Origin of the sequence: Streptomyces sp. NBC_00122 (genome assembly GCF_045160845.1) — a bacterium.
Lineage (GTDB): Bacteria > Actinomycetota > Actinomycetes > Streptomycetales > Streptomycetaceae > Streptomyces.
Genome location: NZ_CP108191.1, coordinates 2745221 through 2769280, shown reverse-complemented (window position 1 = coordinate 2769280; position 24060 = coordinate 2745221). Strand labels below are relative to the sequence as shown.

The window sequence follows — 24060 nt, the reverse complement described above, 5'->3', positions numbered from 1 at the left end:
GGGCACGGATCATAGGAGGCATGTCTGGTCCCCATGTCATCCGCGGTTCGGTCGTGCTCCCCGAGGGCGAGCTCGCCTGGCGTTTTTCGCGGTCTTCCGGACCGGGCGGCCAGCACGTGAACACCTCGGACTCCCGCGTGGAGCTGCTCTTCGACCTGGCGGCGACGAACGCGCTGCCCGAGGTGTGGAAGGCGCGGGCGCTGGAGCGGCTCGCCTCCCGTCTGGTCGACGGGGTGGTGACCGTACGGGCCTCCGAGCACCGCTCGCAGTTCCGCAACCGGGAGATGGCGCTGGTCCGGCTGGCTTCGCTGCTGGCCGAGGCGACGGCGCCGCCGCCGAAGCCGCGCCGGCCGACGAAGATCCCCCGGGGGATCAACGAGCGGCGGCTGCGGGAGAAGAAGGCGCGGGCCGAGACCAAGCGGGGCCGGACCGGGCGGGATTGGTAGGGCCGCCCCTGCGCGGGACTACTGGCCCAGGTGCCGGTAGCGGCCGCGGAAGTACGTCAGCGGCTGTCCGTCCGGAGAGGGCATGGCGGCGGTCAGGACGCGACCGATGACCAGGGTGTGGTCGCCCGCCTCGACGCGGTTCTCCGTACGGCATTCGAGGGTGGCCAGCGCGCCGCTCAGCAGCGGTGCGCCCGATGCCTCGCCGCGTACGCAGGGGAGGTCGGCGAAGAGCAGCCGGTCGCTGATCCGGCCCTTCATGGCGAAGCGGCCGGCGACCTGGAGCTGGTGGTCCGCGAGGAGCGAGACCGCCCACAGCGGCTGTTCCGCGAGCAGGTCGTCCATCCGGGATCCCTCGCGCAGGCTCACCACCACGAGGGGCGGATCCAGGGACACGGACATGAAGGCGGTCGCCGTCATGCCGACGTCCTCGCCGCGCGGGCCGTCCGCCGTCAGGGGGGTCTCGTGCGCGGTGATCAGGCACACGCCCGCCGCCAGCCGGGACATGGCTGCCCGGAACTCGTCGTTGCTCACCCCCTCAGCATGGGGGCTGGCATCGGGCAGGGTGGTCACGGGCGTCGTCTTCAGCACGCTGGAACGCTAATCCCGCCCTCCGGCGCGCACATCGGGCCCTGGTCCGAGTCGCGTCCCCGCCCCTCGGCCTAGGCCCCGGCGTATCGTTTGCTCACGAAAATACGAGGGAGCGCTCCCCGTGGTGACGCCCAGCAGCGCGCCGTTATTCATCTCATGTGACTTGAGTCACAGAAGGCAAGATTTGTTGACCCTGTGTACCTGCGGCACAGCTCACTGTGATTCAGTGGACGGGACACCGCAACGAAACGCCGATGACAAACCTGGAGTTGCTGTCGAGGTCTCGGGGAGAGCGAGCAATGGAGACCGAGTCGGAGCCGTACGTCCGTCTTGCGACCCTGCGGCAGCTGCACCGGGTGGTGGCCCAGCTCAATACGGCCAGGAGCCTGGCGGACACTCTGCAGACCGTCGTGGACGGCATCGTCGTGGGCCTCGGCTACGAACTCGCCTGTGTCAACCTCGTACGCCCCGACGGTGATCTGGTCGTCGCCGCCTTCGCGGGCGACCCCGCCGCTGAGGCCCTCATCACCGGCCGCGTCGGCTCCCGCAGTTCCTGGGAACGCCGCCTGACGATGGGTGAGAACTGGGACGGCCTCCGCTTCATCCCGCACACCGAGGGCTGGGTGCTCATGGAGGACGACGTCCCCCAGTGGCACACGGAGGGCCCCGAGCCGCGCTTCGAGGACGAGTGGCACCCCGAGGACCGGCTCTATGCGCCGATGTATGCGTCCGGAGGGGAACTTCTGGGTGTCATTTCGGTGGACAGACCGCGCAACGGCCGCCGGCCCGGCGCCTGGGGCCGCGAGGCGCTCCAGATGTACGCCTTCCAGGCGGCGATTGCGATCAGCAATGCCCGGCTCCGCGCGAACATGCAGCGCGCCCTGGTCCGGCTGGAGCGCGAGCAGCAGGCACTGCGGGCCAGTGAAGAGTCGTTCCGCCAGGCCTTCGAGTACGCGCCGAGCGGCATGGCCATCGCCGAGATGGGCGGGGACCAGCACGGCCGGCTGCTGCGGACCAATGACGCGCTGTGCCGGCTGCTGGGCCGCCCGGCGTCGGTGCTGCGCCGCTACTCCTTCTCCGACCTGGTCCACCCCGAGGACATCGGCACCCTGCTGCGGACCTCCGCCGAGGGCGGCCGCGCCGAGCTGCGCCTGGGCCGGCGCGACGGCACGTACGTATGGGTCTCCCTGCGCAACTCGGTCGTCGCCGACGCCGCCGACGGCCCGCGGTTCCTGCTCACGCACGTCGAGGACATCGAGGAGCGCAAGCGGCACGAGCTCCAGCTCGCCCACCGCGCCAGCCACGACTCGCTGACCGGCCTGCCCAACAGCGCCGAGCTGCGGTCCCGGCTCGGCGCGCGGCTGTGCCGCAGGCCGCAGTCGGTGCGGGCCACCGCCGTGGAGGCCCTGGACGCGGCCTACGAGGGGCGCGAGGCGCACGCCGGGCACGTCGACGGGTACGAGGTACGGGGCGAGGCGGGTGGTGCCGGTGAGCACCGCTTTCAGGCCGACGGCCCCGACCGGTTCACGGGGTCCGAGCCCCTGGAGTACGCCGGGACGCTGCCCGCCCAGGCGGACGGCCCGTACGACCACCACGTGCACACCGTGGCGCCGACGACGGACATCGACGACGGGACGAAGGGGCTCGCGGTGCTCTTCTGCGACCTCGACGGCTTCAAGTCGATCAACGACCGGTTCGGGCACCACACGGGCGACGCGGTCCTGATCGAGGTGGCCCGACGGCTCACGACGGGCGTCAGGGACGGTGACACCGTCGCCCGGCTGGGTGGTGACGAATTCGTCGTCCTCGCCGACGGGCTGGGCGCGGCGGACGCCGCCGATCTCGCCGTCCGGCTGCGCAGCGCGATCATCCCGCCGATCCGGGTCGACGGCCGTGCGGTGCGTGTCGGAGCCAGTTTCGGCATCGGCTGGGCCAGCTGCGGCATGTCGGCGGACGAGGTGCTGCGCTCGGCCGACCAGCGGATGTACATCGAGAAGAGGTCCCGCTCCAAGGCGCACCGCCGGGCCGGCTGAGGCGATCGGGCGCCCGTGGGCGCACCTGTTCGGGGTAGGCTCCCGGGGGTCGAAAGGAGTGACCTGCGATGACTACGCCCGCGAACAACGGCCCGCACGGTGGGGCGAACAAGCCCGAGGACGACGATCCGTTCGGCTATCTCTACGCGGACGGCCAGGAGGCCGGAGCCGCCCCGCCCACGTCGGGCGGTGGATACGGCTACCCGGGGCCCGGGGCAGGCGGTCCTTCCGGCGCGCAGCCCGGTGTTCCCCGTACCTCCCACCACCAGGTGCGGACGGTGGGCGAGCGCAGGAACGCCGGCGCCCAGCGCGGCCAGGTGCCCGCGCAGCAGCCGCCCTACCAGGCGCAGTACCAGGCCCCTGAGGCGCTCCAGGCGGGCGGCTACGGCGTTCCGCCGCAGCAGCAGTCCCCGCAGCACCAGACGCAGACGATCGCGCCCCCTGGCGGCCACGGCGGCCACGGCGGCGGTGGCGGCTCCAGCCGCAAGGGTCTGCTCATCGCGGCCGTCGCGGTGGTCGGCGCGGTCGTGATCGGCATCGGCGCGGCCGTCGCCTTCGGCGACAAGGACAAGGACAAGAAGGGCGACAACGCGACGGGCGGCAAGCAGCAGTCGGCCGCCCCGCAGAACCCGTCGTCCCCGGCCCCGAGCGACTCCCCGCAGCCGACCGAGGCGGAGCTGCCGAAGGCGGACTTCGCCGGCGCCGGCATGTCCCTCACGGGCGGTGCGCTGCTGCAGAACACGGTGCCGGGCGCCAAGAGTTCGGGAGGCCAGTACGTGGGCGGCCTGAACCAGCTGGGTGCGGCGGCCACATGGACGCTGGACGTCCCCAAGGCGGGCCAGTACAAGCTGAAGATGACCTACGGGGTGCCGGGCAAGGACGCCAACACCACGCTGACCATCAACGGCGAGGTGCAGACCCGGCCGATCAACATGAAGAACTTCTCGAAGGCCCCCGAGGGCGACTGGGCCAAGGGCTGGACCAACACGTACTCGCTCGTGCAGCTCAAGCAGGGCTCGAACACGATCAGGATCTCGTGCGAGGCCGGCAACCAGTGCGACGTGAACCTCGACCAGCTCTGGCTCGAAAAGGGGTGAGACGGAGGCCCTAGCCGGCCGCCGTCACCTTCACCGACCCCCGTACCTCCTCGTAGGTGCGGGGGTCGAACTCTCCCGCCGCCGGGGCGTGGACCGTGGCCGCCGAGAGGGCGACCGCGCGGGCGAGGCGCTCGGGCCAGTCCAGGCCCTCCGTCAGGCCCGACAGCAGGCCCGCGACCGCGGAGTCGCCCGCCCCGGTGGGGTTGCCGGCCAGGGCGCGCGGCGGGGCGGCCTGCCAGGTGCCCTCGGGGGTGGCGGCCAGCAGCCCGGCCGGGCCGAGCGAGGTGATCACCGCGTGGGCGCCCCGGCGGCGGGCGTCGCGGGTGGCGGGGAGCGGTTCGCGCGATCCGGTCAGCTCGGCCAGCTCGGCGGCGTTCGGCTTGATCATCTCGGGGCGGGCGGCGACCCCGCGGCGCAGGGCCTCGCCGCTGGTGTCCAGGAGGACCGGGATCCCGGCCGCGCGGGCGGCCCGAACGAGCACCGCGTACGCGCCCACCGGCACGCCGGGCGGCAGGCTCCCGCACAGGGCCACGGCGCGGGCTCCGGCCAGCAGGGCCTCGTAGTGGGCCAGGAAGCCCGCCCACTCCGCGGGCGTGATCAGCGGGCCCGGTTCGTTGAACTGCGTGGTGTCGCCGGAGGCGTCGTCGGCCACGGCCAGGGTGCGGCGCGTGGTGCCCGCGCAGGGGAGCAGGGCGTCCACCACGCCCGGGGACTGCGCGAGCAGCTCCCGGACGACATCACCGACCGGGCCGCCCGCGAAGCCGGTGGCCGTCACCTCGTGGCCGAGGGCGGCCAGGACGCGGGCCACGTTGATCCCCTTGCCGCCGGGGCGCTCGGAGACCGCGGCGACCCGGTGCGAGGCGTGCGGGAGCAGCCTCGGCACGCGGTAGGTCACGTCGAGCGCGGTGTTGAGCGTCACGGTCAGGATCATGGGCACCCCCGGGTCTGTTGCTGCCGGGATCATGCCAAAGAGAAGGCGGTCGGCCCAGTCCTGGGGGCGACCGCCTTCCTCCGTACAGCCGGTTGGCCGTCAGGAACCGTCCCCGGGGACCGGGCTGACGATCCATTCGCCGCGCCGCATGACGCCCTTGAGGTCGAACGAGGCGTCCAGGACGACCAGGTCCGCGTACTTGCCGGGCTCCAGCGAGCCGATCTCGTCGTACAGGCCGAGCAGCTTGGCCGGGTTGGCGGAGATCGCCTGGACCACGGACTCCACCGGCAGCTTGTCCAGGGTGACCGAACGCTTGAAGGCCGTGTCCAGGGTCAGGGTCGAACCGGCGATGGAGCCGCCCTCGACGAGGCGGGCCACGCCCTCCTTGACCTCGACCTCCAGCGGGCCGAGGTGGTAGGTCCCGTCGCCGAAGCCGGCCGCGTCCATCGCGTCGGTGATCAGCGCGACCCGGTGCGCGCCCGCGTGGTGGAAGGCCAGTTCCAGCATGGCGGGGTGCAGGTGCGTGCCGTCGTTGATCAGCTCGACGGTGACCCGCTCGTCCTCCAGCAGCGCCGCGATCGGGCCGGGGGCGCGGTGCGCGAGGCCGGGCATCGCGTTGAAGAGGTGGGTGGCCACGGTCGCGCCCGCGTCGATGGCCTGGCGCGTCTGGTCGTACGTGGAGTCCGTGTGGCCGACTGCGGCGATGACCCCGTGCTCGGCCAGCAGCCGTACGGAGTCCAGGCCGCCCGGCAGTTCGGTCGCGAGCGTGAACATCCGGGCGGCGCCGTGCGCGGCGTCGACGAGCTTGCGGACCTCGGCCGGGTCGGGGTCGCGCAGCAGCTCCTCCTTGTGCGCGCCCTTGCGGCAGGCGTTGATGAACGGCCCCTCGAAGTGGATGCCCGCGATCTCGCCCTGCTGGGTCAGTTCGGCCAGCAGCCCGGCCCGCCGGGCCAGTTCGTCCAGGTCCCCGGTGACGGTGGAGGCGACCAGGGTGGTGGTCCCGTGCTCGCGGTGGGTGCGGACGCCCGTCAGGACCTCCTCGGCGGTGCCGGAGGTGAACGAGGCGCCGCCGCCGCCGTGGTTGTGCATGTCGACGAAGCCGGGGACGATCCAGTGCCCGGACAGGTCCACGACCCGCACGTCCTCCCGGGCACTGCCGGCGATGCGGTCACCGTCGACAATGACCCGCCCGTTGGCCACGGCCCCGGTGGGCAGCACCACCCTGGCGCCGGAGAGAACAGTGCTGTGCGCGCTTCCGGACATCAGGCAGGTACCTCCGTGGCGAGTAGGTCCCAGGCGAGCAGCCCTGCGCCCAGGCATCCGGCGGTGTCCCCGAGGGCCGCCGGAACGATGTGGGGGAGCCGCTGGAACGTCACGCGCTCCTCCACGGCCGTCCGTAGTGGTGTGAACAAGGTTTCCCCGGCCTCGGCGAGCCCGCCACCGATGATCAGAGTGCGCGGGTCCAGCAGGGTGATGGCGGTGACCAGCCCGTCGGCGAGGGCGCCGACGGCGGCCAGCCACACCTCCCGGGCGCGCGCGTCGCCGGATTCGACGGCCTCGGCACAGTCCGCCGCGTCGGCGTCGGGGTCGCCGGAGGCGGCCGCCCAGGCGCGGCTGACGGCGGAGGCGGAGGCGAGCGTCTCCAGGCAGCCGTGCTGGCCGCAGCCGCAGGCGGGGCCGCCGGGGCGGACCACGATGTGGCCGATCTCGCCCGCGTAGCCGTGGGCGCCGGCCTCGATGCGGCCGCCGATGCCGATGGCTCCGGCGATGCCGGTGCCCAGCGGCACGAACAGGAAGCGGTCGGCTCCGCGGCCCGCGCCGATGCGGCCTTCGGCGAGTCCGCCCGTGCGCACGTCGTGGCCGAGGGCCACCGGGATGCCGCCGAGGCGCCGGCCGAGCAGGGCGCGCATCGGTACGTCGCGCCAGCCCAGGTTCGCCGCGTAGACGGCGATCCCGTTCTCGGCGTCGACGATGCCGGGGACGGCGACCCCGGCGGCCGAGGCGGGCTGTGCGAACTGCTCCCGGCCGATGTCGAGGAGCTCGGCGGCGAAGTTCTGGATCGTCTCGACGACGGCGTCGGGGCCCCGCTCGCGACCGGTGGCGCGGCGCGCCTCGTGCAGCAGGGTGCCGTCGGCGGCGACCAGGGCGGCCTTCATCCCGGTGCCGCCCACATCGAGGGCGATGACGTGTTTCACGGGTTTCACAGGGGACAGTCTCGCGTGCTCGACGGGGAAAGGTCTAGTCCATTGGAAGGGATTGTTGAGCGGCCCAACAAATTCGGGACCCGGTCCGGATCCGGATGTGAACGAGCCGCCAAAGTGGTGTAGACCTTACGTGGATCGTACGTACAACTAGGGGTGGACGAGAACTGTGAAGCGCCGATACCTGAGCCTGGCCGCGTCCGGCGCCGCACTGAGCCTGACGGCGGTCACGCTGACGGGCTGCGGAGCGCTCGGCGGACTCACCGGGAACAACGAGGTGACCCTGCGGGTCGTGGCGGCCGAGTACGGGGACAATCCGCAGAACTCGTCCGCGACGTACTGGAAGACGCTCGCCGACGGCTTCGAGAAGTCCAATCCGGGCATCAAGGTCGAGGTCAGCGTCTACTCCTGGTCGGAGGTCGACGCCAAGGTCGCCGAGATGGTCAAGGCCGGCAAGGCCCCCGACATCGCGCAGATCGGCGCCTACGCCGACTACGCGGCGGCGGGCAAGCTGTACACGGCGGATGAGCTGCTCTCCGTCAAGACCGAGGCCGACTTCCTCGCGCCGCTCGCCGACGCGGGCAAGGTCAAGCGGATCCAGTACGGCCTGCCCTTCGTGGCCAGCACCCGGCTGCTCTTCTACAACGAGAAGCTCCTGACCGACGCCGGGGTCATCGCGAAGGACGCCAAGAACGGCTGGCAGCCCAAGAGCTGGGCGGAGCTGGAGGCGGCCGCGAAGAAGCTCAAGGGCGCCGGGGTCCAGACCCCCTTCGCGCTGCCGCTGGGCCGCGAGGAGGCGCAGGCCGAGACGATGATGTGGATGCTCGCGGGCGGTGGCGGCTACACCGACAACGAGGAGCAGTACTCCATCGACTCCGCGGAGAACGTCAAGGCCCTGGAGTTCCTGCGGGACAAGATGGTCGGACAGGGGCTGACCGGGCCGGGCGAGCCGGGTAAGACGAACCGGCAGGACGCCTTCGACGCCTTCACGCGCGGCGAGGTCGGCATGCTCAACGGCCACCCCACGCTGATCAAGCAGGCGGCCGGGAAGGGCGTCAAGTTCGGCATGGTGACCATGCCGACCATCGACGGCGCCGATCACTCGGCGATGGGCGTCGCGGACTGGGTGATGGCCTTCAAGAACGGCCACCCGAAGGAGTCCGGCAAGTTCCTGGACCAGCTGTACGAGGCGAAGAACGTGACCGCCTTCACCAACATGTACGACCTGCTCCCGGTCACCACCACCGGCTACCGGGCGGTGCAGTCCGGCAAGGGCGGCGCCGCACCGCAGCTGAAGACCTTCCTGGAGGCGCTGCCGAGCTCGCGGCTCTACCCGGTCGGCAAGAAGTCCTGGGCGGGCGTCAGCGAGGACATCAAGCAGAACATAGGCAAGTCCGTCCAGCCGGGCGGGAAGCCGGACGAGGTGCTGGAGGAGATCGCCGGGACGGCGCGGACGGCGGACCTGCGCTGACGCGGGGCGGGCCGCGGCGGCGACTGGCCGCGGCGACTGGCCGGGGCGGCGGCCGGGGCGGCGGCCGGGGCGGCGGCCGGGGCGGCGGCCGGGGCGGCCCGGGCGGTCGGGCCCGTGTCGGTGGGCGGCGTTAATCTGGCCGTATGACGGACGAGGGGCAGCTGACGGCCACGGAGGCCGCGGTGCTCGCGTACGAGGGACGCACGTGGCCCGGGCCCGGGGCCAAGGAGCGCGCGATACGGGAGGGGCTGGGGATGACCCCGGTCCGCTACTACCAGCTGCTCAACGCGCTGATGGACGACCCCCGCGCGCTGGCGCACGCCCCGGGCACGGTGAACCGCCTGCGCCGGATCCGCGAGGCCCAGCGGGCCAGGCGATAGCCGTCACGCGGCTGGGCCGTTAGGGTCGTCCGTATGGGGAGCCATCCGCACGACTTGCCGATGCCCGTCACCGCAGCCGGACGCGAGGGACTCGAAGCCCTGCTCCGCGCACCCCGCCGGTCCGTGGTCGCCCTGGACTTCGACGGGACCCTCGCCGACATCGTCCCGGACCCGGACCAGGCCCGGGCCCACCCCGGAGCCGTACCCGCCCTGGCCGCGCTGGCCCCCGAGGTGGCCTCGGTGGCCGTGGTCACCGGCCGGCCGGCGGGCGTCGCCGTCCGCTACGGGGGCTTCGCCGGGGTCCCCGGACTGGAACACCTGGTGGTCCTCGGCCACTACGGGGCCGAACGCTGGGACGCCGTCACCGGGATAGTCCACGCCCCCGCCGAACACCCCGGGGTGGCGGCGGTCCGGGCCGAGCTGCCGGGATTCCTGGACTCGATCGGGGCCTGGCGGGGCACCTGGATCGAGGAGAAGGGCCGGGCGCTGGCGGTCCACACCCGCCGCGCCGAGGACCCGGAGGCGGCCTTCGCGGCGCTCCGGGAACCCCTGGCCGAGCTGGCCGCGCGGCACGGGCTGATGGTCGAACCGGGCCGGGCCGTGCTGGAGCTCAGGCCGCCGGGCACGGACAAGGGCGTCGCCCTGACGGAGTTCCTCGCGGAGAAGGACGCGGGGCCGGTGCTGTACGCGGGCGACGACCTGGGCGACCTGGCCGCGTACTCGGCGGTCGAGAAGCGCCGGGCCGACGGCCTGCCGGGGCTGCTGGTGTGCAGCGGCTCCGCCGAGGTCCCGGAGCTCGCCGCCCGCGCCGACCTGGTCCTGCCGGGCCCCGGCGCGGTGGCGTCCTTCCTGGCCGCCCTTGCCGAGGCCCTGCGCTCCTGACCCGCGGGTCAGCCCTGGAGGTCCGCGAGTTGGGCCGTGAACCACTGGGCCGGGGGGAGGGCGGTGGCCGCCGCCGCCAGGCGCTTCGTGCGGTCCGCGCGCTCGGCGTCCGGCATGGACAGCGCCGCGTGCAGCGCCTCGGCCGTCTGCGTCACGTCGTACGGGTTCACCGTCAACGCGTCCTGGCGGAGCTCCTCGTACGCCCCCGCCCCGGTCGACAGCACCAGCACGCACCCCGCCTCCGACACCACCGGGATCTCCTTCGCCACCAGGTTCATCCCGTCCCGCACCGGGTTCACCAGCGCGACGTCCGCCATCCGGTACGCCGCGAGCGAGCGCGCGAAGTCGTCCTGCACGGACACGTGCACCGGCCGCCAGTCCGCCGTGCCGAACTCCGCGTTCACCGCGGCCGCCAGCTCCCGCACCGACTCCGTGTAGTCCCGGTACACCTTCAGGTCCTGCCGGGACGGGTACGCGGACGCCAGGTGCACCACCCGGCCGCGCCATTCGGGGTGCGTGGTCAGCAGCTCCCGGTAGGCGAGGAGCCCGCGCACGATGTTCTTCGACAGCTCCGTCCGGTCCACCCGGACGATCGTCTTCAGGTCGCCGACCTCCGCCCGCAGCGCCGCCAGCTTGTCCTCCACCTCCGGCCGGTGCGCCAGCTCGCGCAGCTCGTCCGCGTCGACCCCGAGCGGGTACTTGGTCACGTGCGTGAACCGGGCCTCGCCGCCGGCCTTGATGTGCTTCACCCCGCGCAGCGGGTCATCCCCGCTCGGCAGGTGGGTCCGCGCGATGCCGCTCGCGTCCTCGAACTGCGCGCTCGTGATGAAGGCGAGCGCCCAGCTGTAGGTGTGGAAGCCCAGCCGGTCCGCCCCGAGCATCCCCCACACCAACTCCCGGCGGATGTCGTCCGGGAGCATGTCCATGAACTGCCGCGCGGCCCACGGCGTGTGCGTGAAGTGCCCGATCCGCAGGTCCGGCCGCAGCTCCCGCAACTGCCCCGGCACGAGCGCCAGGTGGTAGTCCTGCACCAGGACGCTGGCGCCCTCCGCGGCCTCCTCGGCCAGCGCCGCCGCGAAAGCCCGGTTGTACTCCACGTAGGACCCCCACTGACGGCGGAACGCCGCGTCGAAGACCGGCGTGCGCGGGATGTCGTACAGGTGGTGGTGGGTGAACCACAGCACCGAGTTCGCGATGCCGTTGTACGCGTCGTCGTACACCGTGGGATCGATGTCCAGCATCCGGACACCGGGCTCGGCCACGCCCCGGCGGACCGCCTCCCGGTCCGCCTCCGACAGGGCCGCGCAGATCCACACCGCGTCCGGCTGCTCCGCCAGCGCCGCGGAGAGTCCGGAGACGAGACCGCCCCCGCCGCGCCGGGCACTGAGCGTGCCCTCGGCGGAGAGGGCGTACGAGAGCGGGCCGCGGTTGGCGGCGACGAGCACCTGAGAAGCCATGCGGCGAACCTAGCCCGGCCCGGGTCCGCTCAAACCGTTCCCCGCGTCACGCCGCGTGGCGCACCGCGTACTCCTTCACGCCCGCCATCGGCGGCCGCTCCTCCGTGTCCACCGCGTACGTCCGCGGCACGAACCCCTGCGGCCCCCGTTCGAACTGCGTCAGCTCCGGCCGCACCAAGTGGCCGCGCGAGAGCCGCAGCTGCGCCGTGCGGTATATCGCCGCGGCCATCCGGCCCAGCGCCTGCCCGTCCTGGTGGCGGTGGACCCGTACGCCCACGTCCACCTGGGCCAGCGCGTCCAGCCCGACCGTGTGCAGCGCGTCCACCAGCAGGCCCAGCTCGACGCCGTACCCGACGGGGAACGGCAGCCGCTCCAGCAGGGAGCGGCGTACGGCGTACTCGCCGCCCAGCGGCTGGACGAAACCGGCGAGCTGCGGCCAGTGCAGGTTGAGCAGCGGGCGCGCCACCAGCTCCGTCACCCGGCCGCCCTGGCCGGGGGTGTCGCCCAGCGGGCGGTCGTACATCGCCTTGACGAACTGCACGTCCGGTTCGGTCAGCAGCGGCCCCACGATCCCGGAGACGAAGTCGGCCGAGAAGTCCCGCAGGTCGGCGTCGACGAAGCAGACGATGTCCCCGTCGGTGGCCAGCAGGGAGCGCCACAGCACCTCGCCCTTGCCGGGCAGCGCCGGGATCCGCGGCAGGATCTCGTCGCGGTGCACCACGCGGGCGCCGGCCTTCGCCGCCACCTCGGCCGTCCGGTCGCTGGAGCCCGAGTCGACCACCACTAGTTCGTCCACCAGGGGGAACGGCAGTCCCTCGATCAGCTCGCGCCGGATCACCTCGACGATCGCGCCGACGGTGGCCTCCTCGTCGAGCGCGGGCAGCACCACGCTGACCGTGGTCCCAGCCGCCCGTTTCCGGTCCAGCAGCTGGTCGAGCGGTCGGTCGGCGGCGGACCAGGAGCGGTCTGCCAGCCAGCGCTCCACCTCTTCCAGCACCCTCGGTACTCCCTGCATCGTCACTTGTTTGGACCCATATGCGATCCATCTCGCGGTTCGGACGGCTGTCTCAACCGCCCGGCCCTTCGGTTACAGTCTTGAACAACGCAAAGGACCACCGCATGCCGGGGGTCCTTGCGCACAAACGCCCGGGAGCGCCGTAGAGCGCGTAGCCCGGTGCCATACCGCTCATCCAGAGGGGCAGAGGGACACGGCCCGTTGAAGCCCCGGCAACCCTCCAGTCGGTTCTCGCGATGCGTTTTCACGCACCCCCGCGAGGTCCCCGGCTAGGGAAGGTGCCAATTCCGTCTCATGGCGAAGTGCGCCATGGGGAAGATGAGGAGAAAGGGCCTCGCCATCATGGCTGTACAGACGCATCTCACCTCTGTTGATCTCGGACCCGCCACCGGCCTTTCCTGTCGCGAGTGCGGTACCCGCTTCGAGCTCGGACCCATCTTCGCGTGCGTCGAGTGCTTCGGACCTCTGGAAGTCGCCTACGACCTCCCGACCGGCGACCCCGAGGCCCTGCGCGCCGCGATCGAGGCCGGCCCGAACAACATCTGGCGTTACGCGCCGCTGCTGCCCGTCCCCGCGGACGTGGCCTCCAAGCCGAGTCTGAACCCGGGCTTCACCAAGCTCGTGGACGCGCAGAACCTGGCCAAGGAGCTCGGCGTCACCGGCAAGCTCTACGTCAAGGACGACTCCGGCAACCCGACGCACTCCTTCAAGGACCGCGTCGTCGCGATCGCCGTCGAGGCCGCCCGCGCCTTCGGCTACACCACGCTGTCCTGCTCCTCCACCGGCAACCTGGCCGGCGCCGTCGGCGCCGCGGCCGCCCGGGCCGGTTTCCGCTCCTGCGTGTTCATCCCGCACGACCTGGAGCAGGGCAAGGTCGTCATGGCCGGTGTCTACGGTGGCGACCTGGTCGGCATCGAGGGCAACTACGACGACGTGAACCGCTTCTGCTCCGAGCTCATCGGCGACCCGCTGGGCGAGGGCTGGGGCTTCGTCAACGTCAACCTGCGCCCGTACTACGGCGAGGGCTCCAAGACCCTGGCGTACGAGATCTGCGAGCAGCTCGGCTGGCAGCTGCCCGACCAGATCGTCATCCCGATCGCGTCCGGCTCGCAGCTGACGAAGATCGACAAGGGCCTGCAGGAGCTGATCAAGCTCGGTCTGGTCGAGGACAAGCCGTACAAGATCTTCGGCGCCCAGGCCGAGGGCTGCTCCCCGGTGTCCACCGCCTTCAAGGCCGGCCACGACGTGGTCCGCCCGCAGAAGCCGAACACCATCGCCAAGTCGCTCGCCATCGGCAACCCGGCGGACGGCCCGTACGTCCTGGACATCGCCCGGCGCACCGGCGGCTTCGTCGAGGACGTCGACGACGAGCAGGTCGTCGAGGCCATCAAGATCCTCGCGCAGACCGAGGGCATCTTCGCCGAGACCGCGGGCGGTGTGACCGTCGGCGTCACGAAGAAGCTCATCGAGAACGGGCAGCTCGACCCGGCGCTCACCACCGTCGTCCTGAACACCGGTGACGGTCTCAAGACCCTGGAGGCGGTGGCCGCGGACAGCGGGCAGACCGCCACCATCCGCCCGAGCCTGGACGCGTTCCGCGCCGCCGGCCTGGCCTGACCATCTCCTCCGCCCTACCGGAAAGGCAGTAGCGCCATGAGCGTCAACGTCCGCATCCCCACCATCCTGCGCACCTACACCGGCGGCGTGTCCGAGGTCCCGGCCGAGGGCTCGACCCTGGCCGAGGTCATCGAGTCGTTGGAGAAGAGCCACCCGGGCATCGCCGCCCGCGTCCTGGACGACCAGGGCAAGCTGCGCCGCTTCGTGAACGTCTACGTCAACGACGACGACGTGCGCTTCGAGGGAGGGCTGGAGGCGGCGACGCCTGACGGCGCCGGTGTCTCGATCATTCCCGCCGTCGCCGGAGGCTGACCAGACCGGCACCGTGCCGGCGGCTGCTGAAACACGAAAACCGTAATTGCCCCCTCCGCTAAAAGCGGAGGGGGCAATTCTGTTTGATTGGGCACGGTAGAGTTGGGGAAGTCCCCTCCGCTGGACTTGCCCGCAGCATATGAACGGGTCGCGTGAGGGTCGACATCGGGTCAATGTGCAGGCGCGGTATGGGGCTTTGGCGAGATATGTCGGGCCCGAGTTGCCCTGCGATATGCCAAATTTTCACTCTATTTCAATGTTTCTGGGTGTCCAGAATTCTCGTCGGATTGACCTGTTGCAGACAGCACCGACGCGGATACATTCAGCCTCGGTCGACGCGTTCCGACGCAAGTTCTGACCCGGGAGCGCGAAGTGCGTTCCTGCGCAAGGGCCAGTTATAGGGGAGTTAGGCATGGCTCAGGGCACCGTCAAGTGGTTCAACGCGGAGAAGGGCTACGGCTTCATCGCGGTCGACGGTGGTGCGGATGTGTTCGTCCACTACAGCGCCATCCAGATGGACGGATACCGCACCCTTGAAGAGGGTCAGCGGGTCGAGTTCGAGATCTCGCAGGGCCAGAAGGGTCCGCAGGCGGACATGGTCAAGCTCGCACTCGGCTAGTCCCGGCGCGATCGACCGCCCACGCGTACGTAAGAGGGGCCCACATCCTGGACACGGGGGTGTGGGCCCCTCGTGCGTTCGCGGGGGCGTTCACCCAAGCCGCTTGCACTCGTGGGGGTCGAGTGCTAATCATTGGCGTTAGCACTCTCCAGGTGAGAGTGCTACCAAACGAGGACCGGGTCGGTGAGGCCCGCAGGGTCCGGCGGGAAGGAACCGCCGGGCACGCAGGCCGTCCGTCGCGGGCGCGGGCGCGGTCCGGGAGCAATCCACCGCTGTCCGGGAGGACCACTTCAGATGGCCAAGATCATTGCGTTCGACGAGGAGGCCCGGCGCGGTCTCGAGCGTGGGATGAACCAGCTCGCCGACGCCGTCAAGGTCACCCTTGGCCCCAAGGGTCGCAACGTCGTCCTTGAGAAGAAGTGGGGCGCGCCCACGATCACCAACGATGGTGTCTCCATCGCCAAGGAGATCGAGCTCGAGGACCCGTACGAGAAGATCGGCGCCGAGCTGGTCAAGGAAGTCGCCAAGAAGACGGACGACGTCGCCGGCGACGGTACGACCACCGCCACCGTGCTCGCCCAGGCGCTCGTCCGCGAGGGCCTGCGCAACGTGGCCGCCGGTGCCAACCCGATGGCCCTCAAGCGCGGCATCGAGAAGGCCGTCGAGGCCGTCTCCGGCGCCCTGCTGGAGCAGGCGAAGGATGTCGAGACCAAGGAGCAGATCGCTTCCACGGCCTCCATCTCCGCCGCCGACACCCAGATCGGCGAGCTCATCGCCGAGGCCATGGACAAGGTCGGCAAGGAAGGCGTCATCACCGTCGAGGAGTCCCAGACCTTCGGTCTGGAGCTGGAGCTCACCGAGGGCATGCGCTTCGACAAGGGCTACATCTCGGCGTACTTCGCCACCGACATGGAGCGTATGGAGTCGGCTCTCGACGACCCGTACATCCTGATCGTCAACTCCAAGATCGGCTCGGTCAAGGACCTGCTGCCGCTCCTGGAGAAGGTCATGCAGTCCGGCAAGCCGCTGCTGATCATCGCCGAGGACGTCGAGGGCGAGGCCCTGTCGACCCTGGTCGTCAACAAGATCCGCGGCACCTTCAAGTCCGTCGCCGTCAAGGCCCCGGGCTTCGGCGACCGCCGCAAGGCCATGCTCGGTGACATCGCCATCCTCACGGGCGGCACGGTCATCTCCGAGGAGGTCGGCCTCAAGCTGGAGAACGCCGGTCTCGACCTGCTCGGCCGCGCCCGCAAGGTCGTCATCACCAAGGACGAGACCACCATCGTCGACGGTGCCGGTGACAGCGACCAGGTCGCCGGTCGCGTGAACCAGATCCGCGCCGAGATCGAGAACTCCGACTCGGACTACGACCGCGAGAAGCTCCAGGAGCGCCTCGCGAAGCTGGCCGGCGGCGTGGCCGTCATCAAGGCCGGCGCCGCGACCGAGGTCGAGCTCAAGGAGCGCAAGCACCGCATCGAGGACGCCGTTCGCAACGCGAAGGCGGCCGTCGAGGAGGGCATCGTCGCCGGTGGTGGCGTAGCCCTGCTGCAGGCCTCCGCGGTCTTCGAGAAGCTGGAGCTCACGGGCGACGAGGCGACCGGCGCCAACGCCGTGCGCCTGGCCCTTGAGGCCCCGCTCAAGCAGATCGCCGTCAACGGTGGTCTCGAGGGTGGCGTCGTCGTCGAGAAGGTCCGCAACCTGCCGATCGGTCACGGCCTCAACGCCGCGACCGGCGAGTACGTGGACATGATCGCCGAGGGCATCATCGACCCGGCCAAGGTCACGCGCTCCGCGCTGCAGAACGCCGCGTCGATCGCCGCGCTGTTCCTGACCACCGAGGCCGTCATCGCCGACAAGCCCGAGAAGGCCGGCGCCGGCGCCCCGGGCGGCATGCCGGGCGGTGACATGGACTTCTGATCCTCCCGCGGCTCCGGCCGCCGGTCGATCGGCTGTTCTCGAACGAGGGCGGCACTCCTTCCTGACGGAAGGAGTGCCGCCCTCGGGCGTTTCCGCGTGTCTAGAAGCCGGTGGTGTCGAGCTTGCAGTCGAACGGCGCCGGAACGCGCAGCGCCTCACCGAAGGACACCGTCGTACGGGAGCGGTAGCCGTGCGGGGAGGGATCCCAGAAGCAGGTGATCTCCGAGTCCTGCATGTCGACGACCAGGTACACGGGTACGAGGCGGCCGTACACGTCCAACTTCTCTTTCCAGTCCGCATCCCTGGTCGACACGGAGGTGAACTCCGCGACCAGCGACAGGGCCGCGCTGTCCGCGTGGCGGCCCTCCTCGTCGAAAGCCGCTTCGTCCGCCACGAAGAGGTCGGGCCCGTAGGCTCGCTCTGCTTCCGGGAAGCTGAAGAGGAAGGGTGCTACATCGGCGACGTGACCCTCGGGGGCGTGGGCCTGGAGCTGCTCGCGTACGGCGCGCATGCGCCGGTAGTAGCGAAGCTTGGAAAACGGCGACACGATGATCTTCCCTCGGATGAGCTCGGCCTTGAAGCCGTCTGGCGTGTCCATCTCCTCGACGGTTCGCAGGAGCGTCTCGAACGTCGGCGGTGCCGCCTGCTCTATCGGTGTGGCCCGTTCGATCATGATCGTCACCGTTGTCCTCCGCGTGGCGTGCCGTGCACTGGGCGTGAGCCTCGTTCCAGGCTAGCGGCGCGGGGGTGGTCGCGCCCGGGTGCCGAAACGGATCACCGCTGATCGGGGGGCTTTGATTGACTGGGGGTATGAGCGATCTCTTCGTCAAGATCTGCGGGCTGCGGACCGCGCACGATGTCGACGTGGCCGTGGCGGCCGGGGCCGATGCCGTCGGGTTCGTCTTCGCGCCCGGCAGCCCCCGTACGGTCGACGCGGCCACCGCGCGGGAGCTGGCCGCCCGGGTGCCGGACGGGGTGCTCACCGTCGGCGTGTTCCGGGGGCAGCAGGTGGCGGAGGTGCGCCGGTTCGCCGAGGAGAGCGGCGTACGGGGCGTGCAGCTGCACGGCGAGGAGGGCCCCGAGGACTTCGCGGCGCTGCGCGCCGAGGGGCGGACGCTGCTGCGGGCCACCGCCGAGCACGTGAAGCGCTGCGGCGAGTACGGCGAGGACCTGCTGCTCCTCGACGCCCCCGACCCGGGCTCCGGCAAGCCGTGGAACTGGGGGTCCGCGGACTTCACGCCGCCCGAGGGGCGGTGGCTGCTCGCGGGCGGGCTGACCCCAGCCAACGTCGGCGAGGCCGTCCGGGGCACCGGCGCGTGGGGCGTGGACGTCTCCAGCGGCGTGGAGCGCGCGCGGGGGGTGAAGTCGCCCGAGCTGATCCGCGCCTTCATCGAGGCGGCGCGCAACACCGGTCGCTGAATGCTTCCGCGCGATTACCCTGCGCGATGATTCCGGCATGGGTGCGTCCGGTTGTGGGCACACACCCTGCATGGACACGGAAAAGCTCGGCTGGCTGCGGCGCTTGACGTCGCGCCTCGCCCCGGCGGGCGCCGGCGGCGCGGCTGCGATCAGGACGCGCCTCGCCCCTGTCTTCACCGCCGATTTCACCTCGCCCACCCAATGGGTCGCGGGCCGCTCGTGGGCGTATCCCGACGGCGGCCCGACGAACCCGGGCGACAACAAACTGGACCACCTCGTCGACGATCCCGCCTACAGCCGCAGCGGCGTCTTCCGGGCCAAGCTGAGGCCCGACGGCAACTGGAACACCGGGCTGCTCACCACCGAGGGCAGCGACGAGGGCTTCATGGTGCGCACCGGCGACGTCTTGGAGGCCCGGGTCAGGCTCCCGGTGGAGCTGGGTGCCTGGCCGGCGATCTGGACCTGGCGGGACGGCGGCCAGGAGATCGACGTGTTCGAGTACCACCCGGACAACCCGGACCTGCTGGAGCTCTCCAACCACGTCCACCAGGCGCACCGCTATCACCGCGACCCGTCGGTGCGGCCGGGCGCCTGGATCGACCTCAAGGTCGAGTTCGGGCGGAGGTCGGTCGTCTGGTGGGTCAACGGGGCCCGGGTGTTCGCCGACCGCGCGGGCGTGGGCCGCTCCTGGCGCGCGTACCTCATCGTGAACCTGTCCGTCTGCGCCGGGCGTTACCACCCGGCGCCCCGCCCGGGGGTGACGGACATGGAGTACGAGGTCTCGCGGCTGTCCGTGTACCGGACCTAGACCGCCCGGGCGGGCGGGCGGCCCGGCGGCCGGGTCAGGACGCGGGCCAGACCGTCATGTCAGCGGTCACGAAGGACAGATCCTTCAACCTCGGGGTCGACTTGGTCTGGATCACGAGCAGCGCGATGTCCCCCGACGGGTGCCTGACGCAGATCTCGCTGCCGGTCGCCGCCGCGGCCAGCGGGAGCGTGTTGCTGGTGGCGGAGCGCGTGAGGAGGCTGCACGTGTCGAGGGTGCCGGTGCCCGGCGGGGCGTACAGCATGGTGAACACGCTCGCGTCGCTCGCCAGCTGGCAGCCGGTCACCTCGCAGTTCAGGCGGATGTCTCCCGTGAGGTCGTCGTGCCGGACCGGGTCCTTGATGCCGATCGAGTTCTCTTCGGTCAGGAACTGCCCGGGGTAGGGGTGGGCGAGGGGCTTCGCCGGCCGGCTCGGGCTCGGTGCGGATCCGGAGGTCTTCGGCGCCTTGCCGTCACCCGCCGACCCGGTCGGCCCCGACGGCGTCCCCTGGGCCCCCGCGGCCGAGCCGTTCGGCTTCGCCCGGGACGCGTCCAGTTCGCGCATCCGGTCCGCCGCTCCCTTGCCCAGCCAGGCCAGGCCCGTCAGCAGCAGTGTTCCCGCCGTCACCGCCGCGGCCGTGATCAGCGCGATGCGCCGCCTGCGCGCCCGCTGTTCCTCCGGCCCGAGCGGCGCCGTCGGCTGCGGCGGAAGCCAGTTCATCGGGCTCGTGTGCACCGCCGTGGGATACGGGACCGGAGCCGGGATCTCCACCTCGGGCCCCGTCACCTCCCGCCAGACGGCCGGTCCGGCGCCCGCGTCGGCGTCCTTGCCCAGATGCTTCCGGCACCACGCCACGATCTCCGCCGGGGTGGCCCGCTCCTGCGGGTCGGAGGCCAGGCACCGGGCGATCAGCGGGCGCAGCGGCTCCGGCAGCCGGGACAGGTCGGGCTCGGAGTGCACGATCCGGAACAGCACGCTCACGGAGGGCCCGTCCCCGTACAGCGGCTCGCCCAGCGCCGCGAACGCCGCCGTTTGGCCCAGCGCGAAGACGTCGGTGGCTGTCGTGACCTCGCCCCCCGACGCCTGCTCGGGGGCCATGTACTGGGGCGTGCCGATGGCCGTGCCCGTGGCGGTCGCCGCGGTGGTGCCGGAGGCCAGCGAGATGCCGAAGTCGATGACCCGGGGCCCGTCGGAGGCCAGCAGCACGTTCGACGGCTTCAGGTCCCGGTGCACGACGCCCGCGCCGTGGATGGCCTGCAGCGCCTCGGCCACCCCCGCCACCAGCCACAGCACGGCGGGCACCGGCAGCGGTCCGCACCGGGCGACGGCCTCGGCCAGTGAGGGGCCGGGCACGTACAGGGTGGCCAGCCAGGGCGGCGTCCCGTCCGCCTCGGCGTCGATCAGCTCGGCGGTGTACGCGCCCCGGACCCGCCTGGCCGCCTCCACCTCCCGGCGGAAGCGCCGCCGGAACGCCGGGTCTTCGGCCAGTTCCGGTCGCACCACCTTGATCGCGACCGGGCGGCCGCCCTGGGTGTGCGACAGGTAGACGCGGCCCATGCCACCCGCGCCGAGCCGGGCCGCGAGGCGGTAGCCGGGCACGGTCTGCGGATCGTCCGCGCGCAGCGGCTCGAACATCCCGGTCGCGCTGTCCATCGGTCTCCCCCCGATCCCCCGATCAACCGATGGGTTGATCCGTATCACCCTAAGCGTCGGGCGGGCGCGGGGAATTGCCGGGGAGCCCGTGCGCGCGGCCTGCGCGGTCAGCCGGCGGCGGTGAACGAGGACACGAAGGTGGCCGCCCCGAAGATGCCCGCCGCCGGTGCGAGCAGGGCCCCGTCCGCCTCCTGGGGCCGGGACCGGATCGACCAGCGGGAGCTGGCCCTGGACAACAACTACACCGCCCAGGGCAGCGGCTCCGGAGTGAACGCGTACATCCTCGACACCGGCATCGACTGCGAGCACGCCGAGTTCGACGGGCGAGCCACCTTCGGCTTCGACGCGATGCCGGACGCCGCCCTCCAGAGGGGTCAGGACTGCCAGGGCCACGGCACGCACGTCGCGGGCACGGTCGGCGGCGGCAGCATGGCCCTGAGCGGTACGTCCATGGCCGCGCCGCACGTCGCGGGTGTCATCGCCCTCTACAAGCAGGCGCACCCTTCCGAGCAGCCCGCGGACATCGCCAACTTCGTGACCGACGAGTCCACCAAGGACGCCGTCCTCAAGATCAGCAAGGGCACGCCCAACCAGCTGCTGTTCACCTCGGGCCTCTGACCGGGCCCGTTGACCGGCCCCCTTTGGGCGCGCCAACTAGGCTGCGCCCGAGGGGGGATCATGGACAACGGCACATCTCGGGGCGCGCGGTTTCTGTCGCGCGCCCTGTTCGTTTCCGGCGTGGCGGTCGCCGCCGTGACCGCGCTGTACCTGGTCCTGCTCGGCAGGATGGCGTTCGTCGACTGGTCACGGGGCAAGGGCTGGCTGCTGGTGTTCACCCCGGCCCTGGGGCTCCTCGCGTACGTGCTGCTGGCCCGGGGGCGTCGTGGCGCCCGGGGTGCGCCGGTCCGCTGGCTGGCGGTGGTGCTCGCGCTGGCCGTGCTGTGGCCCGCCTGGGAGGCGTACGCGTGGATGCGCGGCCCGCAGATGTACGTGTGGACCTGGTGGCAGCGCGAGAACCCGGAGTCGGCCCGGCCGGTCGGCGCCTGGCTGCTGCCGTCCAAGGGGCTGGTGCGGGCCCGTACGGACGGCGTGTTCGTCTACAACGGCGAGGGCCGCTCGGCCGGCGGGGTGGCCGCCGCCGAGGGCACCACCCTGTGCGCCCTGAGCCGGGCCACCTCGCACGAGACCGGGCTGGTCGCCTCCGCGCGGACTCCGGACGGCTGCGGCGCGCGGGTGTCGGCCGTGGACCTGCGGGAGGGCCGGGAGCTGTGGGCCAAGGACTTCCCGGCGGCGCCGTCCCGGGACCGGGACGCGTCGGTGGTGGCCGCGGTGGACGGTACGGCCGTCGCCGTGACGCAGGGCGCCCTGCTCGGCCTGGACCTGCGAGGGGGCGCCGAGCTCTGGCGGGCGCCCGTCCCGGCCGGCTGCGAGGTCCGCGCGCTCGACGGGGCCGGGGGCCGGGTCCTGTACGTCGAGGACTGCTCCGGCGGCGGCGGCCCGGCCCGGCTGACGGCGCTGGACGCGCGGACCGGCACCGTGGCCTGGCAGAGCCCGCTGCGCACGACGGGCCCGCACACGGAACTGCGGATGGTGTCGGCGCGGCCGATCGCGCTGCGGGCCGGGGAGTCGGTGCTGCTGTTCGACGACTCCGGGCACGAGCGGGGCGCCGTGCCGGTGTCCGGCCCGCGGGAGGACCTGCTCACGGAGCCCGGACCGCTGGTCAGCGGCGACCTGCTGATCACCCCGGTGAAGGACAAGGTCCCGGGTGTCTCCGCGTACTCCCTGGTGGACGGCCACCGTGTCTGGCACGCCGCGCTCGACGGCGCCACGGTCCTCGGGATCGCGCAGGGCCGCAGTCCGGGCGGGGCCGACGTGGTGACGTCGACCGCCGCACGGACGTACCTGTGGCACCTGGACGGGAGCACGGGCAGGCGGAAGGCCGAGCCCACGATCCTCCGCGACGTCCCGCTGGGCAGGCGGTTCGAGATCTACCCGGAGACGGCCGAGGGCTACACGTTCGTGAACCTGGACGCGGGCGGCGAACTGCCCGCGTTCTTCGCCCTGGGGTGGGTCAGAGGCTGGTGACGAAGGCGGCCCAGGCCGGGCCGTTGAAGGTGAGGTGGGGGCCGTCGGGGACCTTGGAGTCCCGGACGGGGACCGTGTCGCCGCCGCTGGCTCCGCTGTGGGGGGACTTCCGCCAGGTGGCCATCTCCAGGCAGTCGCCGCCGGTGCCGTCGCTGTAGCTGGATTTGTGCCAGGTGGCCGCAGACAGGTCGTACTCACGCGTGCTGGTCATGTTCGTAATCCTCCGCCGCGGACTCGATCACGGCCAGCGATTCGGTGGGTGACAGCGCGCTGGCCGTGAGGAGATCGTAGGTCAGCGAGTGGCGGGTAACAGTGGCCGGATCGTCCAACAGCACGCCTATGGCGTTTCCTTGGACGTAGGCGAGTGGAGGAGCGCCCTCGAAGGTCATCAGCTTCAAGGTGCCTCCCATCGACGAGTGTGCTCCTGCGCTGAACGGCAGTACCTGCACGAAGATCCGGCGTGCACGGATCAGGGCCGCGATGTGACGCAAGGCCTCCGCCATCACCGCCCGACTGCCGACGATCCTCCGAAGGACGGCTTCATCGAGCACGCACCAAAACAACGGTGTTGTTGGGTCGGAAAGCAGCTTGGCGCGGTCTAGCCGGTTCGTAACCAGCTCGGTGATGACCTCCTCCGTGGCCGTGGGCTGGTAGGCGAGGAAGACGGCCCGGGCGTACGCCTCCGGCTGGAGCATCCCCGGCAGTGCCAAGGGCGCGTACTCGCGGATTGTCTTCGCTTCCGCTTCTGCCTCGGCCGCCTCAGCGAAGTGGTTCGGGTACTTGGACTTGGCCAGGGCCCCGCAGTTGCGGACGAAGAAGCCGCCCGTGTCGAGGATGTCGTCTATCTGCCGCGCGAATTCGAGGTGCATGCGGCGCGTGCCCGCTTCGAGCTGGCCGATGAACGAGCCGCTGACGAAGAGCGGTTCGCCGAGTTCGGCCTGGCTGAGGCCGGCGCGCTCGCGCGCCACGCGCAGTTCGGCGCCGAGCAGGGCGCGGGGTGAGGAGGAGGGGTCGAGGTTCTTTCCTGCCATGGCAACTCCCTGGCCAACACGTGCGGTTGTTGCGGTGTCCGCGTTGAAAGGCTAGCGAGCGCGTCGCCACTCTGTGTACTGAAGTCGGATACGCAGAGTA

General features: G+C 71.6%; 24 protein-coding genes and 1 riboswitch. Of the genes, 14 read left to right on the top strand and 10 right to left on the bottom strand.

The features are described 5' to 3' along the window. Positions 1–20: 20 nt before the first annotated feature. Positions 21–446, top strand: a complete 426-nt coding sequence (arfB, locus tag OG737_RS12970) for an alternative ribosome rescue aminoacyl-tRNA hydrolase ArfB (protein WP_328926350.1) — start codon at positions 21–23, stop codon at positions 444–446. A gap of 18 nt (positions 447–464) precedes the next feature. On the opposite strand, the gene OG737_RS12965 is transcribed toward arfB, so the two are convergent. Next, complete coding sequence (locus OG737_RS12965) at positions 465–1034, bottom strand: flavin reductase family protein (RefSeq protein WP_328926349.1); 570 nt, start codon at positions 1032–1034, stop codon at positions 465–467. Between the two features lie 299 nt (positions 1035–1333). Here OG737_RS12965 and cdgB point away from each other — a divergent pair, with 299 nt between their 5' ends. Both cdgB and OG737_RS12955 read left to right on the top strand, forming a co-directional pair. Beyond that, the gene (gene cdgB / locus OG737_RS12960) at positions 1334–3067 is read left to right on the top strand and encodes a diguanylate cyclase CdgB (protein ID WP_405921533.1); all 1734 of its coding nucleotides are present in this window, start codon (positions 1334–1336) and stop codon (positions 3065–3067) included. 68 nt (positions 3068–3135) lie between these two features. Further along, positions 3136–4164, top strand: a complete 1029-nt coding sequence (locus OG737_RS12955; protein WP_328926347.1) for a CBM35 domain-containing protein — start codon at positions 3136–3138, stop codon at positions 4162–4164. Positions 4165–4174: 10 nt separating this feature from the next. Here OG737_RS12955 and OG737_RS12950 read toward each other — a convergent pair whose 3' ends face one another. The 3 genes from OG737_RS12950 to OG737_RS12940 all read right to left on the bottom strand — a co-directional run bounded on the left by OG737_RS12950 (position 4175) and on the right by OG737_RS12940 (position 7290). Continuing rightward, on the bottom strand, positions 4175–5095 hold the full coding sequence (locus OG737_RS12950; RefSeq protein WP_328926346.1) for a 1-phosphofructokinase family hexose kinase: 921 nt from the start codon (positions 5093–5095) through the stop codon (positions 4175–4177). 99 nt (positions 5096–5194) lie between these two features. Continuing rightward, positions 5195–6358 (bottom strand): N-acetylglucosamine-6-phosphate deacetylase, encoded by a 1164-nt coding sequence (nagA, locus tag OG737_RS12945; protein WP_328926345.1) that lies wholly within the window; start codon positions 6356–6358, stop codon positions 5195–5197. Then, entirely contained in the window at positions 6358–7290 is a 933-nt protein-coding gene (locus tag OG737_RS12940) for an ROK family protein (RefSeq protein WP_328930325.1), read from the bottom strand. Before OG737_RS12940 ends, nagA begins: the two co-directional genes overlap by 1 nt. A gap of 175 nt (positions 7291–7465) precedes the next feature. On the opposite strand from OG737_RS12940, the gene OG737_RS12935 reads away from it, so the two are divergent. The 3 genes from OG737_RS12935 to otsB all read left to right on the top strand — a co-directional run bounded on the left by OG737_RS12935 (position 7466) and on the right by otsB (position 10029). Beyond that, positions 7466–8767, top strand: a complete 1302-nt coding sequence (locus OG737_RS12935) for an extracellular solute-binding protein (protein WP_328926344.1) — start codon at positions 7466–7468, stop codon at positions 8765–8767. Between the two features lie 143 nt (positions 8768–8910). Then, positions 8911–9147 carry a DUF3263 domain-containing protein gene (locus tag OG737_RS12930; RefSeq protein WP_030031449.1) on the top strand — a complete coding sequence of 79 codons (237 nt, stop codon included), beginning with the start codon at positions 8911–8913 and terminating at the stop codon, positions 9145–9147. 33 nt (positions 9148–9180) lie between these two features. Continuing rightward, on the top strand, positions 9181–10029 hold the full coding sequence (otsB, locus tag OG737_RS12925) for a trehalose-phosphatase (protein WP_328926343.1): 849 nt from the start codon (positions 9181–9183) through the stop codon (positions 10027–10029). 8 nt (positions 10030–10037) lie between these two features. Here the strand turns inward: otsB and OG737_RS12920 are convergent, their stop codons facing one another. Then, on the bottom strand, positions 10038–11486 hold the full coding sequence (locus OG737_RS12920; protein WP_328926342.1) for a trehalose-6-phosphate synthase: 1449 nt from the start codon (positions 11484–11486) through the stop codon (positions 10038–10040). 46 nt (positions 11487–11532) lie between these two features. Further along, positions 11533–12483 (bottom strand): glucosyl-3-phosphoglycerate synthase, encoded by a 951-nt coding sequence (locus OG737_RS12915; RefSeq protein ID WP_328930324.1) that lies wholly within the window; start codon positions 12481–12483, stop codon positions 11533–11535. 186 nt (positions 12484–12669) lie between these two features. Beyond that, positions 12670–12826: riboswitch (SAM riboswitch) on the top strand. On the opposite strand from OG737_RS12915, the gene thrC reads away from it, so the two are divergent. The 4 genes from thrC (at position 12820) to groL (ending at position 16966) form a co-directional block, all read left to right on the top strand. Next, entirely contained in the window at positions 12820–14118 is a 1299-nt protein-coding gene (thrC, locus tag OG737_RS12910; RefSeq protein WP_405679637.1) for a threonine synthase, read from the top strand. (Overlaps the previous riboswitch by 7 nt.) 36 nt (positions 14119–14154) lie before the next feature. Further along, positions 14155–14430 carry a MoaD/ThiS family protein gene (locus OG737_RS12905; protein ID WP_328926340.1) on the top strand — a complete coding sequence of 92 codons (276 nt, stop codon included), beginning with the start codon at positions 14155–14157 and terminating at the stop codon, positions 14428–14430. A gap of 412 nt (positions 14431–14842) precedes the next feature. After that, positions 14843–15049, top strand: coding sequence for a cold-shock protein (locus OG737_RS12900; RefSeq protein ID WP_030009783.1), 207 nt, complete (start codon positions 14843–14845; stop codon positions 15047–15049). Between the two features lie 294 nt (positions 15050–15343). Next, on the top strand, positions 15344–16966 hold the full coding sequence (gene groL / locus OG737_RS12895; RefSeq protein WP_328926339.1) for a chaperonin GroEL: 1623 nt from the start codon (positions 15344–15346) through the stop codon (positions 16964–16966). 100 nt (positions 16967–17066) lie between these two features. Here groL and OG737_RS12890 read toward each other — a convergent pair whose 3' ends face one another. Beyond that, positions 17067–17639 carry a Uma2 family endonuclease gene (locus tag OG737_RS12890; protein WP_328930323.1) on the bottom strand — a complete coding sequence of 191 codons (573 nt, stop codon included), beginning with the start codon at positions 17637–17639 and terminating at the stop codon, positions 17067–17069. A gap of 137 nt (positions 17640–17776) precedes the next feature. On the opposite strand from OG737_RS12890, the gene OG737_RS12885 reads away from it, so the two are divergent. After that, entirely contained in the window at positions 17777–18385 is a 609-nt protein-coding gene (locus tag OG737_RS12885) for a phosphoribosylanthranilate isomerase (protein WP_328926338.1), read from the top strand. Positions 18386–18455: 70 nt separating this feature from the next. Continuing rightward, a complete protein-coding gene (locus OG737_RS12880; RefSeq protein WP_328926337.1) occupies positions 18456–19193 on the top strand; it encodes a beta-glucanase in 738 nt (245 codons plus the stop codon). A gap of 34 nt (positions 19194–19227) precedes the next feature. On the opposite strand, the gene OG737_RS12875 is transcribed toward OG737_RS12880, so the two are convergent. Further along, complete coding sequence (locus tag OG737_RS12875) at positions 19228–20844, bottom strand: serine/threonine-protein kinase (RefSeq protein WP_328926336.1); 1617 nt, start codon at positions 20842–20844, stop codon at positions 19228–19230. Positions 20845–20964: 120 nt separating this feature from the next. On the opposite strand from OG737_RS12875, the gene OG737_RS12870 reads away from it, so the two are divergent. Together OG737_RS12870 and OG737_RS12865 are read left to right on the top strand one after the other, a co-directional pair. Continuing rightward, the gene (locus OG737_RS12870; protein WP_405679641.1) at positions 20965–21462 is read left to right on the top strand and encodes a S8 family serine peptidase; all 498 of its coding nucleotides are present in this window, start codon (positions 20965–20967) and stop codon (positions 21460–21462) included. Between the two features lie 60 nt (positions 21463–21522). Next, positions 21523–22929, top strand: a complete 1407-nt coding sequence (locus OG737_RS12865) for a PQQ-binding-like beta-propeller repeat protein (protein WP_328926334.1) — start codon at positions 21523–21525, stop codon at positions 22927–22929. Here the strand turns inward: OG737_RS12865 and OG737_RS12860 are convergent. Together OG737_RS12860 and OG737_RS12855 are read right to left on the bottom strand one after the other, a co-directional pair. Continuing rightward, entirely contained in the window at positions 22916–23140 is a 225-nt protein-coding gene (locus OG737_RS12860; RefSeq protein ID WP_328926333.1) for a DUF397 domain-containing protein, read from the bottom strand. The genes OG737_RS12865 and OG737_RS12860 overlap by 14 nt on opposite strands. Beyond that, positions 23124–23960, bottom strand: coding sequence for a helix-turn-helix transcriptional regulator (locus OG737_RS12855; RefSeq protein WP_328926332.1), 837 nt, complete (start codon positions 23958–23960; stop codon positions 23124–23126). The genes OG737_RS12860 and OG737_RS12855 overlap by 17 nt, the downstream gene beginning before the upstream one ends. Positions 23961–24060: the final 100 nt, after the last annotated feature.

Bases quoted from the DNA above. Each gene is read 5' to 3' on its own strand.
- OG737_RS12885 (WP_328926338.1), top strand. From the start codon at position 17,777: ATGAGCGATCTCTTCGTCAAGATCTGCGGGCTGCGGACCGCGCACGAT.
- OG737_RS12860 (WP_328926333.1), bottom strand. From the start codon at position 23,140: ATGACCAGCACGCGTGAGTACGACCTGTCTGCGGCCACCTGGCACAAA.
- OG737_RS12920 (WP_328926342.1), bottom strand. From the start codon at position 11,486: ATGGCTTCTCAGGTGCTCGTCGCCGCCAACCGCGGCCCGCTCTCGTAC.
- OG737_RS12875 (WP_328926336.1), bottom strand. From the start codon at position 20,844: ATGGACAGCGCGACCGGGATGTTCGAGCCGCTGCGCGCGGACGATCCG.
- OG737_RS12880 (WP_328926337.1), top strand. From the start codon at position 18,456: ATGGACACGGAAAAGCTCGGCTGGCTGCGGCGCTTGACGTCGCGCCTC.
- cdgB (WP_405921533.1), top strand. From the start codon at position 1,334: ATGGAGACCGAGTCGGAGCCGTACGTCCGTCTTGCGACCCTGCGGCAG.
- OG737_RS12865 (WP_328926334.1), top strand. From the start codon at position 21,523: ATGGACAACGGCACATCTCGGGGCGCGCGGTTTCTGTCGCGCGCCCTG.
- OG737_RS12955 (WP_328926347.1), top strand. From the start codon at position 3,136: ATGACTACGCCCGCGAACAACGGCCCGCACGGTGGGGCGAACAAGCCC.
- OG737_RS12905 (WP_328926340.1), top strand. From the start codon at position 14,155: ATGAGCGTCAACGTCCGCATCCCCACCATCCTGCGCACCTACACCGGC.
- otsB (WP_328926343.1), top strand. From the start codon at position 9,181: ATGGGGAGCCATCCGCACGACTTGCCGATGCCCGTCACCGCAGCCGGA.
- OG737_RS12890 (WP_328930323.1), bottom strand. From the start codon at position 17,639: ATGATCGAACGGGCCACACCGATAGAGCAGGCGGCACCGCCGACGTTC.
- OG737_RS12900 (WP_030009783.1), top strand. From the start codon at position 14,843: ATGGCTCAGGGCACCGTCAAGTGGTTCAACGCGGAGAAGGGCTACGGC.
- groL (WP_328926339.1), top strand. From the start codon at position 15,344: ATGGCCAAGATCATTGCGTTCGACGAGGAGGCCCGGCGCGGTCTCGAG.
- nagA (WP_328926345.1), bottom strand. From the start codon at position 6,358: ATGTCCGGAAGCGCGCACAGCACTGTTCTCTCCGGCGCCAGGGTGGTG.
- OG737_RS12855 (WP_328926332.1), bottom strand. From the start codon at position 23,960: ATGGCAGGAAAGAACCTCGACCCCTCCTCCTCACCCCGCGCCCTGCTC.
- thrC (WP_405679637.1), top strand. From the start codon at position 12,820: ATGAGGAGAAAGGGCCTCGCCATCATGGCTGTACAGACGCATCTCACC.
- arfB (WP_328926350.1), top strand. From the start codon at position 21: ATGTCTGGTCCCCATGTCATCCGCGGTTCGGTCGTGCTCCCCGAGGGC.
- OG737_RS12950 (WP_328926346.1), bottom strand. From the start codon at position 5,095: ATGATCCTGACCGTGACGCTCAACACCGCGCTCGACGTGACCTACCGC.
- OG737_RS12930 (WP_030031449.1), top strand. From the start codon at position 8,911: ATGACGGACGAGGGGCAGCTGACGGCCACGGAGGCCGCGGTGCTCGCG.